We start from the raw sequence: 15,971 nt of genomic DNA, 5'->3' as shown, positions 1-15,971 counted from the left end.
GTACGCTGCGCGTGCAGACGCAAAAGACCCCAAAACAAGCGGTTTTGGGGTCTTTTGCGTCTGCTCGCGCGCTATGGGGAGCGCAGGATGGCAAACGAATGCCCGGGTAGCGTGGTGGCCCGGTCGCCGATCTGCGGCGGATCCCAGGCCAGCACCAGCTCGCCGGTGACCGGAACGCGAGTCGGCTTGTCGTCGAGATTGCAGGCAATCACCAACCGGCCCCGGCGTATCACTATCCAATGCCGGACTTCGTCGTAGTCGACAACGAGGTGGTCCAGCCAGGGGTCGGCCAGATCGGCTTCGCTGTGCCGCAGCGCAATCAGATCGCGATACAGCCCGTGCAGCCGGGCATGGTCGCCGGCACCGGCCTCGTCCCAGTCCAGCTTGGAGCGCGCAAATGTCTGCGGGTGCTGCGGGTCGGGGATCTGGTCGGCGGCCCAGCCGTGCTCGGCGAACTCCGCCTTGCGACCTTCCGCGGTGGCGCGCGCCAGCTCGGGCTCGGGATGCGAGCTGAAGAACTGGAACGGGCTCGACGCACCCCATTCTTCGCCCATGAAAAGCATTGCAGTGTAGGGCGATCCGAGCACCAGTACGGCTTTGATCGCCAACTGGCCGGGCGTTAGTTGCCGCGACGGGCGGTCCCCGAGCGCGCGATTGCCCACCTGGTCATGGGTGCAGGTGTAAGCAACCAGCCGGGTGGCCGGAATCCGCGATGTGTCCAATCGGCGCCCGTGGTGCCGCCGCCGAAACGACGAGTAGGTGCCGGCGTGAAAGAAGCCGTGGCGCAACGTGTGCGCCAGCGTAGCCAGTGACCCGAAGTCCGCATAATAGCCCTGGCGTTCGCCGGATACCGCGGTGTGGATGGCGTGATGGATATCGTCGTCCCACTGTGCGGTGATCCCGTAGCCGCCGCGATCGCGCGGGGTGATCAGCCTGGGATCGTTGAGATCGCTTTCGGTGACGAGCGACAACGGACGGCCCAACTGGCGCGACAGCCATCGGGTTTCGGCGGCCAGCTCCTCGAGAATGTGAACGGCGGTGGTGTCCACCAGCGCGTGCACCGCGTCCAGCCGCAGACCGTCGGCGTGGAAATCGCGCATCCAGCGCAACGCGCACCCGATGATATAGCGTCGCACCTCATCGGAGTCGGCGCCGGCGATGTTGATGCCTTCGCCCCACGGGTTGCTCGCCGAAGACAGGTACGGCCCGAACCGCGGCAGGTAGTTGCCCGATGGACCGAAGTGGTTGAACACCGCGTCGATCAGCACACCCAAACCGCGTCGGTGGCACGCGTCGACAAACCTGACCAAACCGTCGGGGCCACCGTAGGGTTCGTGCACGCTGTACCACAGCACGCCGTCGTAGCCCCAACCGTGAGTGCCGGCAAAGGAGTTGACCGGCATCAGCTCGACGAAGTCGATCCCGAGATCGACCAGGTAATCCAGCTTTTCGATGGCCGAATCGAACGTGCCCGCCGCGGTGAAGGTGCCGACGTGCAGCTCGTAGATCACCGCACCGGTAACGGACCGACCGGCCCAGCCGGCGTCGGTCCCGGCGGCCCCGGACGGCCCGGGCGGCTGCCACAGCTGCGAACGTGCATGGACGCCATCGGGTTGGCGGGCCGACCGTGGGTCCGGGAGCACGGTGGGGTCGTCGTCGAGCAGGTATCCGTAGCGGGCATTCGGCGGCGCGGGCACCGCCGCGTGCCACCAGCCGTCGTCGCAGCGCCGCATCGCATGCACCACACCGTCCACGTCGAGGCGTACCAGCTCGGGTTTGGGCGCCCACACCCGGAATTCAGCCACGATCGCGCTCCAAGAGCACCACGGGCAGATCCGCGAAGAGCTCGACGGCCGGTGTGGGACCGCTGGCGACGCATCCGGTGAACGTGTCGGTCCACGAGCCGTCGGGCAATGCCAACGTGGTACGGCCCCAGCCGGTGTGCTCCAGCCGCACCGTCCAGCGGGTCGTGGCCACCAGGACGTGCTCACCGCGGCGGAACGCCACGATGTGGTCGGCCGCCGGGCCACTGGCCAGCAGCGGAACGTAGTCGCCACCGCCGAAGCACTCCGGATGGGTGCGCCGCAACCGGAGTGCGGCGGAAACTACCCGAATTTTGGGATGCCGCAATGCTTTCAGCGCGGCCCGGCGGGCGGCGTAGTCGACCGGGCGGCGGTTGTCCGGGTCGACCAGGCTGTCGTCCCACAGCTCGGTGCCCTGGTAGACATCGGGTATGCCGGGAACGGTCAGCGCCAACAGCTTTTGGCCCAGCGCGTCGCTTTCGGCATGCGGGTTGAGCCGGACGACCAGAGCGGTCAACTCTGTCGCCAGCGGTCCATCCAGCACGGCATCGAGCCAGCGGTGCACCGCGTCCTCGAACGAGCTGTTGGGGTCGTTCCACGAGGTGTGCCAGGCCGCTTCCCGCATCGCCTTCTCGGTGTAGGCGTGCAGCCGGTCGCGCAGCTGGCCATCGACCTGGCCGCTCACCGGCCATACCCCGAAGATGTTCTGCCACAAAAACTGTGCGGTTGCGACATCGGGCGGCGGGGCAATGGTGTGGGCACGGGCGATGAACTCGGCCCACAGCGAGGGCACCTGTGACAGCACCCCGATGCGGGCGCGCACGTCCTCACCGCGTTTGGTGTCGTGGGTGGACAGCGTCGTCATGGTGTGCGGCCACGACCGGGCCCGGATGGCCGCCCGGTGGTGGAACTCGGCTGCGCCGACACCCAATCGGCGCGCATCCCCGCCCACCTCGTTGAGTGACACCAGCCTGGCATCGCGGTAGCACAGGCAATCCTCGACGGCCTTGGCGGTCACCGCGCCGCACAACTGCTGCAGCCGCACGGCCGCTTGCCCGCCGCGGGCCAACGCGGTGGCAATGATCTGCAGGCCGGAACCCAAATGCGGCAATGCCGCTTGGGTTTTCGCCATCGCCTCGGGCAGGATCGCAGCCAGGCCGGGGTAGTCGCAACGATAGACCCCGACGTGGCTGAGGAGCGCGGCCACCGCGGTGGGCACTAGCGGGTGGTCGGCGCCGGCAGTCGCCGCCAGGGCACGTCGCAGCCTGCGCAGCTCGCTGCCCAGGGTGCCGATGGCGGCCCGGATCTTGAGGTCGGCCCGCATGGCCGGCAGGAGATGATAGGCCGCACCGGCGGATTCGGCCAGCTCGGTCAGCGTCGACTCGCCACTGGGATCGATGAAGACACCGCCGATTTCCCGCAGCACGTCGTAGCCAGTGGTGCCGGCCACCGGCAGCGTCGGCTCCAGCGCCTCGTCGACGGCCAAGATTTTTTCGATCACGATCCAGGCAGTCGGACCCAGCAGGTCACGCAGCCAGGCCAAATACCCGCAGGGGTCGGCTAAGCCGTCGGGGTGGTCGACGCGCACGCCGTCGACCAGCCCCTCGCGGAACCAGCGGGCGATTTCGGCGTGGCTGGCGTCGAACACCGCGCGATCTTCCTGGCGCAGGCCGGCCAGCGTGGAGATCGCGAAGAAGCGGCGATACCCGCATGGGCCGCGCCGCCAGCCCACCAACCGGTAGTGCTGGCGATCGTGCACTTGCGCGCCGGTGCCCTCCCCGGTGCCCGGGGCGATTGGCAGCACCAGATCACCCAGCCGCAGCACATTGCCGTCGACGGTCAGGTCGGCGACATCGTCGTCGGAATCCAGCAGGGGCAGGACGATTCGGCCGCCGTCAAGGTCCCAGTCGATATCGAAGTACGTCGCATACTCAGAATTCCGGCCGTATTGCAGGACGTCCCACCACCAGGCGTTCTCTTCGGGCCGGCCGACCCCGACATGGTTGGGCACGATATCGACGACCAGTCCCATGCCGCGGGCCCGCGCGGCCGCGGACAGCCGCGCCAATCCGTCCGGACCGCCGAGCTCGGAGGACACCGTCGTTGGGTCGGTGACGTCGTATCCATGCGACGACCCTTGGGCCGCGGTCAGAATGGGTGAGAGGTACAGATGCGACACCCCGAGATCGTCGAGGTAGTCCAGCAGGTTCTCGGCATCGGCGAAGGTGAATCCGGAACCGCTCGACGGGCCGCACAGCTGTAACCGGTAGGTGGATGATACCGGAACAGTCATGTGTCACAATGTCTTGCGCAGTATGAGCACGGAGCGTGCCGGTAACGAGATCTGCTCGCCGTCCTGGACGACTCGCTGTGCGGCGCCGGTAGGACTGGTGGTGTCTAGTTCCAGGGTCCACTCGTGGGCATAGTCGCCATGGGGCATGACGAAGTTGACCTCATGGTCGTGGGCATTGAAACACAACAGGAACGAGTCGTCGATTACCCGTTCGCCGCGGCGATCGGGCTCGGGCAGGGCCTGGCCGTTGAGGAACACCGCGATGCTCTTGCCGAAGTCGTTGTCCCAGTCCTGGGCGGTCATCTCCTGGCCGGCCGGCGTCAGCCAGGCGATGTCGCGGACTTCGGCACCGCTGCGGATGGGTTGGCCCTTGAGGAAACGGCGGCGGCGAAACACCGGATGTTTTTTACGCAAGGTCGTCACCGTGCGGGTGAAGGTCAGCAGATCCGCATTCTTCTCCACCAAGGACCAGTCCATCCAAGATAGCTCGGAATCTTGGCAATAGGCATTGTTGTTGCCCCGTTGGGTGCGCCCGATCTCGTCGCCGTGCAGGAGCATCGGGGTGCCCTGGCTGACCATGAGGGTGGCCATGATGTTACGCATCTGGCGAAGGCGCAGCGCCACGATGTCCGGGTCATCGGTGGGACCCTCCACGCCGCAGTTCCAAGACCGATTGTGGTTCTCGCCGTCGTTATTGCCCTCGCCGTTGGCCTCGTTGTGTTTTTCGTTGTAGGACACCAGGTCGTTGAGGGTGAACCCGTCGTGGCAGGTGACGAAGTTGATGCTGGCGCTGGGGCGGCGGCCGGTGGCCTCATAGAGGTCTGAGGAGCCGGTAAGCCGGGAGGCGAATTCGCCCAAGGTCGCGGGTTCACCCCGCCAGTAGTCGCGCACCGTATCGCGGTATTTCCCGTTCCATTCGGTCCACAAGCCCGGGAAGTTGCCGACCTGATAGCCACCTTCGCCGACGTCCCACGGCTCGGCGATCAGCTTGACCTGGCTGACCACCGGATCCTGTTGCACGATGTCAAAGAACGCCGACAGTCGGTCGACGTCGTAGAACTCGCGGGCCAGGGTGGCCGCCAGGTCGAAGCGAAAGCCGTCAACGTGCATCTCGAGTATCCAGTAGCGCAGCGAGTCCATGATCAGCTGTAAGGTGTGCGGATGACGGACGTTGAGACTGTTGCCAGTACCGGTGAAATCCTTGTAGTAGCACAAATTTTCGTCGACAAGCCGATAGTAGGCGGCGTTGTCAATGCCGCGGAAGTTGATGGTTGGACCGAGGTGGTCGCCCTCGGCGGTGTGGTTGTAAACCACGTCGAGAATGACCTCGATGCCGGCCTCGTGGAACGTGCGGACCATGGCCTTGAACTCTTGAACGGCGCCGCCGGGTTGCCGGGTCGAAGCGTACTGGTGATGCGGGGCGAAGAAGCCGAATGTGTTGTAACCCCAGTAGTTTCGCAACCCCAGTTCGAGCAGCCGATGGTCATGTAGGAACTGGTGCACCGGCATCAGTTCGATGGCGGTGACGTTCAGTGACTTCAGGTGATCGATGATCGCCGGATGGGCCAGTCCCGCGTAGGTACCGCGCAATTCGTGCGGGATACCAGGATGCGTCCGCGTCATGCCCTTGACGTGGGCCTCGTAGATGATCGTCTCGTGATACGGCGTGCCCGGCGCACGGTCGGATGCCCAGTCGAAGAACGGGTTGATCACCACGCTGGTCATGGTGTGGCCCAACGAGTCCACCATCGGGGGAGTGCCGGTCTGCGATGGGTCCTCGGCCGCGACCGCCAGGTCATAGGAGAACAGGGCCTGTCCGAACGTGAAATCGCCGTCGAACGACTTTCCGTAGGGGTCAAGCAATAGCTTGCTGGGATCGCAGCGATGACCGGCGGCGGGGTCGAACGGCCCGTGCACCCGAAACCCGTAATGCTGCCCCGGCGAGACGGTCGGCAGGTAGCAATGCCAGATGTATCCGTCGACTTCGTCGAGATCGATCCGGGTTTCGGTGCCCGCGTTGTCGATCAAACACAGCTCGACCTTTTCGGCGACTTCGGAAAACAGCGAAAAGTTGGTACCGGCACCGTCATACGTGGCCCCGAGTGGATACGCCGTGCCGGGCCAGACCGTCGCCAGCGAGGGCGCGGTATCGGCGGGGTCGGCAGCGTGCTCGCTCCCTCGCTCGGTCCAAGTCATCACTTGACCTTATCCGCCCGTCGTCACCACCAGCCGGTGTTCGCCGCGATCTGCCGGCCCAGCTCGGGGGCCATGGTCCGCATGTAGGTGGGGGTCAGATGATGAGCGTCGCGGTAGATCAGCACGTTTCCCTCGACCGCGCGACAGTCGTCCGGGCGGCATATCGCGTCGGACATATCGAGCGGCTTGAGCAGTGGGAACTGCGCGACGAAGTCTACGGTCGTGTTGTGATCGGACAGCACGTCGGACCGCTTGACCCCGCACGAGGCTGCGTTGCCGCCCTTGGCCAGACAATCGGCGGGGTTGAACGGTTGTCCGTCCTTGACCAGCCACGGCGTATCCCGGACGGCGAGGATGGGAATGTTGTTGTCGGACAACGCCTGCCAGATTCCGATGTATGTCGCGGGCATCACGTCGCCAGGTTTGATGTTCCACGGGCGAGTCGATGTGGTGAACACGTAGTCGGGACGGTCGGTGACCAGCTTGGCCATGGTCGCTTCCACCCATTCACGGCACTGCGGGTACGGGGCGTTGTTGCCCATGATCAATGGGACCTGCTCGGTGGACAGTGGGCAACCCATCTTGAGGTAGGTCACCACCTTGAAGTGGTGCAGCCGACCGAGCAGGTCCAGCGCGGTCAGCCAGTGTTCGGCGTGTGATCCGCCGGCGAGTGCGATCGTCCGCGGGGCGTCCTCGTCGCCGTAGGTGCAGTTCACCACGGCCGGGTTGACGAAGTCGCTGATGCAGCCGTCCTTGGTCGACGCCGGCAGGTCGTCCTTGACTTCCAACACGGTGGGCCGCATCCGCAGCTTCGGCACCCGCACATGCGCGGTCAGGGCACGTGCACCGGGATAGTCCTGGGCGCTGAGTCCGCTCAGCTCCTTGCCCGCGGCGCGCAGCACGATGACGTGCTCCCGCCAGGTGAACGAGGTGGCGGTCAGCGTGATGCCCAGCAGCACCACCACCGACCCCAGCGCGACGGTGGGGCGTTGCAGCCGTAATCGCCACGGGATCGCCGCGGCCGGCGCGCGGGATGCCGCGCTGGGCGTCCGATACCGCAGCGGATCCTCGACATGCCGCATGGTCAGGTAGGCCAGCAGCCCCGATGCCAGCAGGATCGCCGTGCCCTCGATCAGGTTGGCGTGCCGGTGCCCGGTAAAGCAGAGCCAGAAGATGAGCAGCGGCCAGTGCCACAGGTACAGCGAGTACGCCATGGCGCCCAGCGTCACCAGCGGGCCGAGGCCCAGCAGTCGATTCGGCAGCGGCAGCCGATCGCTGCCGCCCAGGTTGGCCCCGGCCAGGATCAGCAGCACGGTGGCCCCGACCGGCACCAGCGCCCAGGGGCCCGGGAACTCCTTGACACCATCGATCAGGGCACCGCACGACAGGATCGCCGCCAGCGCAACGGTGGCGACGAGGGTGCGTAGCCACCCGGGCCAGCGGATGTGCGGCACCAGCGCGCCGACCAGGGCGCCCAGCAGCAACTCCCACGCCCTCGCGAAGCTGTTGTAGTAGGCGGCCGGCTGGTCGGCCCGATGAGCCACGACCGCGTAGCACAACGATGCCACCGTCAGCGCGCTCAGCAGCACCACGAAGAAGGTCCGCAGGTGGTCGCCGAGCGGGCGCTTCAACAGATAGGCACAGGCGGTGACCAGCAGCAGGAAGGCGAGGGCGAACTGGCCCTGCACCGACATGGACCAGATGTGCTGCAACGGGCTGACGGCTTCGCCGGCGCGCAGGTAGTTCGACGCGGTGTTGGCCAGCTCCCAGTTTTGGTAGTAACCGAGACTGGCCAGACTCTGATCGGCGAACGTCTCCCACCGCGTCTGCGGCTGCACCAGCACGGTCAGCAGCGCACACCCGGCCAGGACCACGACCAGCGCGGGAAACAGGCGCCGGATCAACCGGACCACCTCGGTGACCGGTGACAACGACATGTCGGCGCGGAGCGCGGTGCGAAGCATCTTGCCGCCGAGGAAGAATCCGGACAGCGCCAAGAATACGTCCACTCCGCCGGAGACCCGGCCGAACCAGACGTGGAACATGGCGACCAGTGCGATGGCGATTCCGCGCAAGCCGTCGAGATCGTGTCGATAGAAACCTGTCGCACGGGTTCCCATCGCGACCGGTGTCGCGGTGCCGATCGGTGGGGGAGGCGGTGACAGGCTCTGCATGATCGACCGCTAATTTACCGAAACCCGCCACGTGCTCCCTCGCTGAGCAGCGGGGGAGCACGTGGCGGGTGTTCGGGAACGACGACGGTTACCGCGTGGTACCCGCGGGCGCCTGCTGGACCGGGGCCTGCTGGACCGGGGCCTGCTGGACTGGGGCCTGCTGGACCGGGGCCTGCTGGACTGGGGCCTGCTGGACCGGGGCCTGCTGGACCGGGGCCTGCTGCGGCGGCATCTGCTGGATCGGCGCCTGCTGGGCCGGCGCCTGCTGGGTTCCGAGAATCCGGACCAGGTAGGGCGCCATGCCGGCGGTGCGCACGGGCGACACCTGCACGACGTCGCCCACTTCGAGCATTTGCCCGTTGCCGAGGTACAGCGCGACGCTTTGCGTGCCCTCGGGACCGTAGAAGATCAGGTCGCCCTTGCGTGCCTGCTGCGGCAACACCTTCTGGCCGACCTTGTACATCTGGCCGGAGGAACGTGGCAGCTTGAGCCCGGCGCCGGCGTATGCGTACTGGACCAGGCCCGAGGCGTCGAATCCGACGGTGTTGATGCTGGCGCCGGTGCCCCGAGTGGGGCCGGTGACCCCGCCGCCCGCCCACGAGAACGGCACGCCGCGCTGGGAAAGCCCGCGTGCGATCACGACGTCGGCGGCCTGCTGGTAGTCCACCGGCCGGGTGGCCGGGTCCGCGGCCGCCACGCCGGGGGCGGCCACCAGCGGGGCCACCGTCATCACCAAACCGATGGCGAAGGCGTAGACGCGATTCATGTGGGTTTCCAACCTCCTTGGCCCTGGCGGGTCCTGCGGGCCCCGGCGCGGTGACCGCACACCGTGGCCGACGTTTCATGACGTCCGCGGCGGCCGCCACATCGGGGCCTAACGGTTACACCGCTGTATTCACACCAGTCACTGCAGACACTTTGACAACAGAAAACGGCGGTGTCCATGTTTGCCCGGATCCGCGGAAGATTCTTTGTCGTAACGTGACCGGAAGGTGACTGGCGCGCCCAATGTTGCGTGGGCAGTTGTGATTTCGCTCTCACAGCCCGCCGTCGTGGCCGGCGTCAGTGCCAATACCGTTCGCTGAAGCCGGTCATCGCGTAGCCGGCCACCGAGGTGAGGGTGATGACGCCGATCGCGATGATCGGCCAAAAGGACATGTACCAGCCCCGCACCATGGAAACGAACGGGCCGATGACGGCCGCGGCCACGGCCGCACCGATGCCGCCCCACATCACCGGGTAGATGTAGTAATTGACGCCGAAGGGCACCGGCTGGCACGAATCCGGGGGGCACACGCTTTCGGTGAAGGCGAAAAGCCGCGATGGCCAACTGGTCATCGCGACCATGACCAGCAGCACCCCCAGAATCGCGACCGTACAGACCACGTCCCACGGGGCTATCCGCAGCCTGATCACCCGGGGACCCTCGGAGCCGTCCGGCACCGACGGCGAGGCGGTGCCAGGGTGGGTGTCGTCGGGCTGATTCGTCGGTGCCATGCCATGCATGCTCCCCGATGGCGTGGGTTTCTGCGAGCCGCAGCGGCGAACGGCCTCATGGTAGGGCTGCATTACCCTCGGTCTCCATGGCTGCGGCTGCATCATTGGGGCCGGGGTTGACGCCCCAGCAGATCAGCGCTATCGACGCCGCCCATCTGTGGCACCCCTACAGCACCATCGGCGCCGAATCGGTGCGGCCGGTGGTGGCCGTCGGCGCCCACGGCGCCTGGCTGACGTTGATCCGCGACGGCGTGCCCATCGAGGCCCTCGACGCGATGAGCTCGTGGTGGACCGCGATCCACGGGCACGGCCATCCCGTCCTCGATGCGGCGCTGACCACCCAGCTGCGCGCGATGAACCACGTCATGTTCGGCGGCCTGACCCACGAACCGGCGGCCCGGCTGGCCAGGCTGCTGGTGGACATCACCCCGGCGGGCCTCGACACGGTGTTCTTCAGCGACTCCGGCTCGGTATCGGTGGAAGTCGCGGTGAAGATGGCGCTGCAGTACTGGCGCGGCCGCGGCCTGCCCGGCAAACGGCGGCTCATGACCTGGCGTGGCGGCTATCACGGCGACACGTTCATGGCAATGAGCATCTGCGACCCCGACGGCGGCATGCACTCGCTGTGGACCGACATCCTGGCCGCCCAGGTGTTCGCGCCACAGGTGCCCCGCGACTACGACCCCACCTACAGCGCGGCGTTCGAGGCACAGTTGGCGCGGCACGCCGGCGAGCTGGCCGCGGTGGTCGTCGAGCCGGTCGTGCAGGGTGCCGGCGGCATGCGCTTCCACGACCCGCGCTACCTGGCCGACCTGCGCGATATCTGCCGCCGGCACCAGGTGTTGCTGATCTTCGACGAGATCGCGACCGGCTTCGGCCGCACCGGCGAATTGTTCGCCGCCGACCATGCCGGGGTGAGCCCGGACGTCATGTGCGTCGGCAAGGCGCTCACCGGCGGATACCTCGGCCTGGCCGCCACCTTGTGCACCGCCGACGTCGCGCACACCATCAGCGCCGGTGCGGCCGGCGCGCTGATGCACGGGCCCACATTCATGGCCAATCCGCTGGCCTGTGCGGTGTCGGTGGCCAGCGTCGAAGTGCTGCTTGGCCAGGATTGGCGGTCGCGGATCGCCGAGCTGGCCGCCGGGTTGACCGCCGGCCTGGACGCCGCCCGGGCCCTGCCCGCGGTGACCGACGTCCGGGTGTGCGGAGCCATCGGCGTCATCGAATGTGACCGTCCCGTTGACCTGGCCGTCGCCACCCTGGCGGCGCTAGACCGCGGGGTATGGCTGCGGCCTTTCCGCAACCTGGTTTACGCGATGCCGCCCTACATCTGCTCGCCGGCCGAGATCGCCCAGATCACCTCGGCGATGGTCGAGGTCGCCCGGCTCGTAGGCTGAAGGCCCATGAACGCCCCCCGGCAGGCGCCGACCGACCCGTCACCGTTGGCCTGGCTGGACACGGTGGAACACCGGCGCCGCGAGGCCGGGCTGCGGCGCTGCCTGCGGCCCCGCCCGGCGGTCGCCACCGAGCTGGACCTGGCCTCCAACGACTACCTCGGTTTGTCCCAGCATCCCGGCGTCATCGACGGTGGGGTTCAGGCGCTCCGGGTGTGGGGTGCCGGCGCCACCGGGTCCCGCCTGGTCACCGGGGACACCGAGCTGCATCACGACTTCGAGGCCGAGCTCGCCGACTTCGTCGGCGCATCCTCGGCGCTGCTGTTCTCCTCGGGGTATGCGGCCAACCTGGGGGCGGTCGTCGGCCTGTCCGGCCCGGGTTCGCTGGTGGTGTCCGATGCGCGGTCGCATGCGTCCCTGGTGGATGCCTGCCGGCTATCCCGGGCGCGGGTGGTGGTGACGCCGCACCGCGACGTCGACGCCGTGGATACGGCGCTGCGAACGCGCCACGAGGAGCGCGCCGTCGTCGTCACCGACTCGGTGTTCAGCGCCGACGGCACGCTGGCCCCGGTACGCGACTTGCACGACGTGTGTCGTCGCCATCGCGCGCTGCTCGTCGTGGACGAGGCGCACGGCCTTGGCGTGCGCGGCGGCGGGCGGGGGCTGCTGCACGAAGTCGGGCTGGCGGGGGCACCCGACGTGGTGTTGACCGCGACGTTGTCCAAGGCGCTGGGCAGCCAAGGGGGAGTGGTGGTCGGGCCGGCGCCGGTGCGGGCTCATCTGATCGACGCGGCGCGTCCGTTCATCTTCGACACCGGCCTGGCGCCGGCGGCGGTGGGCGCCGCGCTGGCCGCGCTGCGAATCCTTCGGGCCGAGCCGTGGCGGCCGGAAGCCGCGCTTGGGCATGCGCGCGAACTCGCCAAGATTTGTGACCTGCCCGACGTGCCGGACTCGGCGGTGGTGTCGGTGATTCTTGGAGATCCGCAGGTGGCGCTTGCCGCCGCGGCGGCCTGTCTGGATGCCGGTGTGCGGGTGGGCTGCTTCCGGCCCCCGACGGTGCCCGCCGGGACGTCGCGGCTGCGGCTGACCGCGCGCGCCTCCCTGGATGCCGACGACCTCCAGCTGGCGCGGCGGGTGCTGACCGACGTTCTTGCCGTGGCGCGCCGTTGACCGTCCTGTTCGTCACCGGGACCGGCACCGGGGTCGGCAAGACGATCGCCTGCGCGGCGCTGGCGTCGGCCGCTTGCCAGGCCGGCATCGAGGTGGCGGTGTGCAAACCCGTGCAGACCGGCACCGACCGCGGCGACGACGACCTCGCCGAGGTGGGTCGCCTCTCCGGGGTGACCCGGTTGGCCGGGTTGGCGCGCTATCCGCAACCCCTGGCGCCGGCCGCCGCCGCCGAGCAGGCCGGGACGGCGTTGCCCACCCGCGAGCAGATCCTGCAGGTCATCGCTGGCCTGGACCGTCCCGGGTGGTTGACCCTCGTCGAAGGCGCCGGGGGGCTGCTGGTCGAACTCGCCGACGCGGGTGTCACGCTGCGTGATCTCGCCGTCGATGTGGGTGCCGCCGCGCTGGTCGTAGTCACCGCGGAGCTGGGCACCCTCAACCACACCGCGCTGACGTGCGAGTCGCTTGCCGCACAACGGGTTTCGTGTGCCGGCTTGGTGATCGGCAGCTGGCCGGACCGACCCGGGGTGGTGGAGACCTCGAACCGGGCGGCGCTGGCGCGGTTGGCCGCGGTGCGGGCCGCCCTGCCCGCCGGGGCCGCCTTGTTGGAGGCCGCGGAGTTTGCGGCCATGAGCGCGGCGGCGTTCGACCGCGACTGGGTAACGACGTTGGTCCGCTGATGGTGCATTCGCTCGAGCTGGTCTTCGACCACGAAACCGAGGCGGCGATCCGTCGGATGTGGGCGGACCTGGCCGCCGCCGGCGTACCCAGCCAGGCGCCGGCCAGCCGTCCACACGTGACGCTGGCCGTGGCCGAGCACATCGACGCCGACGTCGACGAGCTGCTGCGCCCGGTGCTGCCGCGGCTCCCGCTGTCCTGTGTGGTCGGTGCGCCGGTGCTGTTCGGCCGGGCGAACGTGGTGTTCGCCCGGCTCGTGGTGCCGACGAATGAGCTGTTGGCCCTGCATGCCGAGGTGCACCGGTTGTGCGGTCCGCATCTGCGGCCGGCGCCGATGGCCAACAGCCTGCCCGGTCAGTGGACCGCGCATGTCACGCTGGCCCGTCGGGTGGGCGGCGGACAGCTGGGCCGCGCGCTGCGCATCGCGGGACGGCCGACGCAGATCGACGGTCAATTCGCCGGCCTGCGTCGCTGGGAGGGCAACACGCGCGCCGAGCATCTGCTGGGGTGACGCGGGAACGCCGGCGACACGCTTACGTTCCGCGTTGTGCCGATTCTTCGACGTGACCGGCGTTGGCTCGCCTGCAGTACGCAGCTAAGGCTAAGGAGGCCGGCCATGTCGTTTGTGATGGCCGCATCGTGTTGGGCCTGCCCGGGGCGACCGGGCAGATGCAACCGCCGGCTCCACCTCACCCACGCGGCGTTTGTGCACGTGCGCACCGCTACCCTAGCCTGAACACCGTTTCATCCAGGCCGCTGGGCGCGGCGGATGGGTTCCGCTTGCCTGGCCATGAGAAGACACGACACGATGCGGGGGTGCCCTGGTGACTCAGGCGACGACTCGACCAATCACCGACAGCTGCACGGACATCCTGGCGGTGGCCCGCCAGCAGGTGCTGCAGCGCGGCGAGGGCCTGAACCAGGACCAGGTGCTGCGGGTGCTGCAGCTACCCGACGACCGGCTCGAGGACATGCTGGCGCTGGCCCACGAGGTGCGGATGCGCTGGTGCGGCCCCGAGGTCGAGGTCGAAGGGATCATCAGCCTGAAAACCGGAGGCTGCCCGGAGGATTGCCATTTCTGCTCGCAGTCGGGGCTCTTCACGTCGCCGGTGCGCAGCGCGTGGCTGGACATTCCCAGCCTGGTCGAGGCGGCCAAACAGACCGCCAAATCCGGTGCCACCGAGTTCTGCATCGTGGCCGCGGTACGCGGACCCGACGACCGATTGATGGCCCAGGTCGCGGCGGGCATCGAGGCGATTCGCAACGAGGTCGAGATCAACGTCGCCTGCTCGCTGGGGATGCTGACCGCCGAGCAAGTGGACCAACTGGCGGCGATGGGGGTGCATCGCTACAACCACAACCTCGAGACGGCGCGCTCGTTTTTCGCCAACGTCGTCACCACGCACACCTGGGAAGAGCGCTGGCAGACGTTGTCGATGGTGCGCGACGCCGGCATCGAGGTGTGCTGTGGCGGCATCCTGGGCATGGGTGAGACGCTGCGGCAGCGCGCGGAGTTCGCCGCCGAGCTGGCCGCGCTGGGCCCCGACGAGGTCCCGCTGAACTTCCTCAACCCGCGGCCCGGCACACCGTTCGCCGACCTCGAGGTGATGCCGGCCGGTGAAGCGCTGAAGGCGGTGGCGGCTTTCCGGCTGGCATTGCCGCGGACCATGCTGCGCTTCGCCGGTGGTCGCGAGATCACCCTGGGCGACCTGGGCGCCAAGCGCGGCATCCTGGGCGGCATCAACGCCGTGATCGTCGGCAACTACCTGACCACCCTCGGCCGCCCCGCGGAAGCCGACCTGGAGCTGCTCGACGAGCTGCAGATGCCGATCAAGGCGCTCAACGCCAGCCTGTAAATAAGGTGGAGACGTGGCTGGAAAACAAGACGCTCCGGTCACTGCCGGCGCGTACAACGTCTATACCGGGGAACTAGCGGGTACGGCCACGCCGACAGCGGCTCGGTTGGGTCTGGAGCCACCCCGGTTCTGTGCGCAGTGCGGTCGTCGGATGGTCGTCCAGGTTCGTCCCGACGGGTGGTGGGCGCGCTGCTCGCGGCACGGACAGGTGGACTCGACCGACCTGCAGGCACAGCGGTGACCGAGCAGCCGGGGCCTGACGGGCCGGTCCCGTCCAGGCCCCAGCCCGCCGGCATCCGCGCCACCTCGCGGACCCGCGCGATCATCGTCGTGGCGTCGGGCTTGTCGGCCACCGGTGTGCTGATTGGCGGGCTGTGGGCGTGGATCGCACCGTCGATCCACGCGGTGGTGGCGATCACCCGCAAGGGCGAGCGGGTGCACGAGTATCTGGGCGGCGAATCGCAGAACTTCTTCGTCGCGCCGTTTCTGATGCTGGGCCTGTTGGGTGTGGTGGCCGTGGTGGTGGCGGTGCTGGCGTGGCAGTGGCACCAACAGCGGGGGCCGGTGATGGTCGTCGGGCTCTCGTTGGGGCTGGTGGCGGCGGCCGCGACCGCGGCGGGAGTGGGGGCGCTGTTGGTTCGGCTGCGCTACGGCGCCCTGGATTTCGACACGGTGCCGCTGGCCGGCGGTGACCACTCGGTGACGTACGTCAGGCAGGCGCCGCCGGTGTTCTTTGGCAACCGGCCGCTGCAGGTGGCCGCCACTCTAATGGCGCCGGCCGCGGTCGCCGCACTGGTGTACGCGCTGCTTGCGGCCGGCAGCGCACGCGACGACCTGGGTGCCAGTGCGGCGACCGAGCAGCCATCGGAGCCGTCGACGGATTCCTCCGAGGCTGCGCTGTCATAGCGGGT

Annotated in this window: 13 protein-coding genes; 7 read left to right on the top strand and 6 right to left on the bottom strand. The window is 68.2% G+C overall.

The features are described 5' to 3' along the window. Nucleotides 1-71 precede the first annotated feature (71 nt). The 6 genes from treZ to G6N20_RS08035 form a co-directional block, all read right to left on the bottom strand. Nucleotides 72-1,805: a malto-oligosyltrehalose trehalohydrolase gene (gene treZ / locus G6N20_RS08060; protein ID WP_083046015.1), complete on the bottom strand. Its 1,734-nt coding sequence runs from the start codon at nt 1,803-1,805 to the stop codon at nt 72-74. Next, a complete protein-coding gene (gene treY / locus G6N20_RS08055; RefSeq protein ID WP_083046016.1) occupies nt 1,798-4,095 on the bottom strand; it encodes a malto-oligosyltrehalose synthase in 2,298 nt (765 codons plus the stop codon). Before treY ends, treZ begins: the two co-directional genes overlap by 8 nt. A 3-nt stretch (nt 4,096-4,098) precedes the next feature. After that, the gene (glgX, locus tag G6N20_RS08050) at nt 4,099-6,291 is read right to left on the bottom strand and encodes a glycogen debranching protein GlgX (RefSeq protein WP_083046017.1); all 2,193 of its coding nucleotides are present in this window, start codon (nt 6,289-6,291) and stop codon (nt 4,099-4,101) included. Nucleotides 6,292-6,314: 23 nt separating this feature from the next. After that, complete coding sequence (locus tag G6N20_RS08045; RefSeq protein WP_083046018.1) at nt 6,315-8,465, bottom strand: acyltransferase family protein; 2,151 nt, start codon at nt 8,463-8,465, stop codon at nt 6,315-6,317. A gap of 88 nt (nt 8,466-8,553) precedes the next feature. Then, nucleotides 8,554-9,231 carry an NlpC/P60 family peptidoglycan-binding protein RipD gene (ripD, locus tag G6N20_RS08040; RefSeq protein ID WP_083046019.1) on the bottom strand — a complete coding sequence of 226 codons (678 nt, stop codon included), beginning with the start codon at nt 9,229-9,231 and terminating at the stop codon, nt 8,554-8,556. Nucleotides 9,232-9,527: 296 nt separating this feature from the next. Next, a complete protein-coding gene (locus tag G6N20_RS08035; RefSeq protein ID WP_179961524.1) occupies nt 9,528-9,962 on the bottom strand; it encodes a hypothetical protein in 435 nt (144 codons plus the stop codon). An 86-nt stretch (nt 9,963-10,048) separates the two neighbouring features. Between G6N20_RS08035 and G6N20_RS08030 the strand changes: the two genes are divergently transcribed. The 7 genes from G6N20_RS08030 (at nt 10,049) to G6N20_RS08000 (ending at nt 15,966) form a co-directional block, all read left to right on the top strand. Then, the gene (locus tag G6N20_RS08030) at nt 10,049-11,362 is read left to right on the top strand and encodes an adenosylmethionine--8-amino-7-oxononanoate transaminase (RefSeq protein WP_083046020.1); all 1,314 of its coding nucleotides are present in this window, start codon (nt 10,049-10,051) and stop codon (nt 11,360-11,362) included. A gap of 6 nt (nt 11,363-11,368) precedes the next feature. Beyond that, the gene (locus G6N20_RS08025) at nt 11,369-12,529 is read left to right on the top strand and encodes an 8-amino-7-oxononanoate synthase (RefSeq protein ID WP_083046021.1); all 1,161 of its coding nucleotides are present in this window, start codon (nt 11,369-11,371) and stop codon (nt 12,527-12,529) included. After that, the gene (gene bioD, locus G6N20_RS08020; protein WP_083046022.1) at nt 12,526-13,206 is read left to right on the top strand and encodes a dethiobiotin synthase; all 681 of its coding nucleotides are present in this window, start codon (nt 12,526-12,528) and stop codon (nt 13,204-13,206) included. The genes G6N20_RS08025 and bioD overlap by 4 nt, the downstream gene beginning before the upstream one ends. Beyond that, a complete protein-coding gene (locus G6N20_RS08015; RefSeq protein WP_083046023.1) occupies nt 13,206-13,715 on the top strand; it encodes a 2'-5' RNA ligase family protein in 510 nt (169 codons plus the stop codon). Before bioD ends, G6N20_RS08015 begins: the two co-directional genes overlap by 1 nt. A 313-nt stretch (nt 13,716-14,028) precedes the next feature. Beyond that, nucleotides 14,029-15,060: a biotin synthase BioB gene (bioB, locus tag G6N20_RS08010; protein WP_083046024.1), complete on the top strand. Its 1,032-nt coding sequence runs from the start codon at nt 14,029-14,031 to the stop codon at nt 15,058-15,060. A gap of 13 nt (nt 15,061-15,073) precedes the next feature. After that, nucleotides 15,074-15,301, top strand: a complete 228-nt coding sequence (gene bsaP / locus G6N20_RS08005) for a biotin synthase auxiliary protein BsaP (RefSeq protein ID WP_083046025.1) — start codon at nt 15,074-15,076, stop codon at nt 15,299-15,301. Then, the gene (locus tag G6N20_RS08000; RefSeq protein WP_083046026.1) at nt 15,298-15,966 is read left to right on the top strand and encodes a DUF2567 domain-containing protein; all 669 of its coding nucleotides are present in this window, start codon (nt 15,298-15,300) and stop codon (nt 15,964-15,966) included. The genes bsaP and G6N20_RS08000 overlap by 4 nt, the downstream gene beginning before the upstream one ends. The last annotated feature ends 5 nt before the right edge of the window (nt 15,967-15,971 follow it).

Origin of the sequence: Mycobacterium shinjukuense, assembly GCF_010730055.1 — a bacterium.
In the GTDB taxonomy this organism is placed as follows: Bacteria; Actinomycetota; Actinomycetes; order Mycobacteriales; family Mycobacteriaceae; genus Mycobacterium; species Mycobacterium shinjukuense.
This window is presented reverse-complemented; position numbering and strand designations above follow the sequence as displayed.

What these genes read in the sequence shown, in the direction of transcription:
- treY (WP_083046016.1), bottom strand. Translation starts at nt 4,095, where the DNA reads ATGACTGTTCCGGTATCATCCACCTACCGGTTACAGCTGTGCGGCCCG.
- G6N20_RS08045 (WP_083046018.1), bottom strand. Translation starts at nt 8,465, where the DNA reads ATGCAGAGCCTGTCACCGCCTCCCCCACCGATCGGCACCGCGACACCG.
- glgX (WP_083046017.1), bottom strand. Translation starts at nt 6,291, where the DNA reads ATGACTTGGACCGAGCGAGGGAGCGAGCACGCTGCCGACCCCGCCGAT.
- G6N20_RS08015 (WP_083046023.1), top strand. Translation starts at nt 13,206, where the DNA reads ATGGTGCATTCGCTCGAGCTGGTCTTCGACCACGAAACCGAGGCGGCG.
- G6N20_RS08035 (WP_179961524.1), bottom strand. Translation starts at nt 9,962, where the DNA reads ATGGCACCGACGAATCAGCCCGACGACACCCACCCTGGCACCGCCTCG.
- G6N20_RS08025 (WP_083046021.1), top strand. Translation starts at nt 11,369, where the DNA reads ATGAACGCCCCCCGGCAGGCGCCGACCGACCCGTCACCGTTGGCCTGG.
- G6N20_RS08030 (WP_083046020.1), top strand. Translation starts at nt 10,049, where the DNA reads ATGGCTGCGGCTGCATCATTGGGGCCGGGGTTGACGCCCCAGCAGATC.
- ripD (WP_083046019.1), bottom strand. Translation starts at nt 9,231, where the DNA reads ATGAATCGCGTCTACGCCTTCGCCATCGGTTTGGTGATGACGGTGGCC.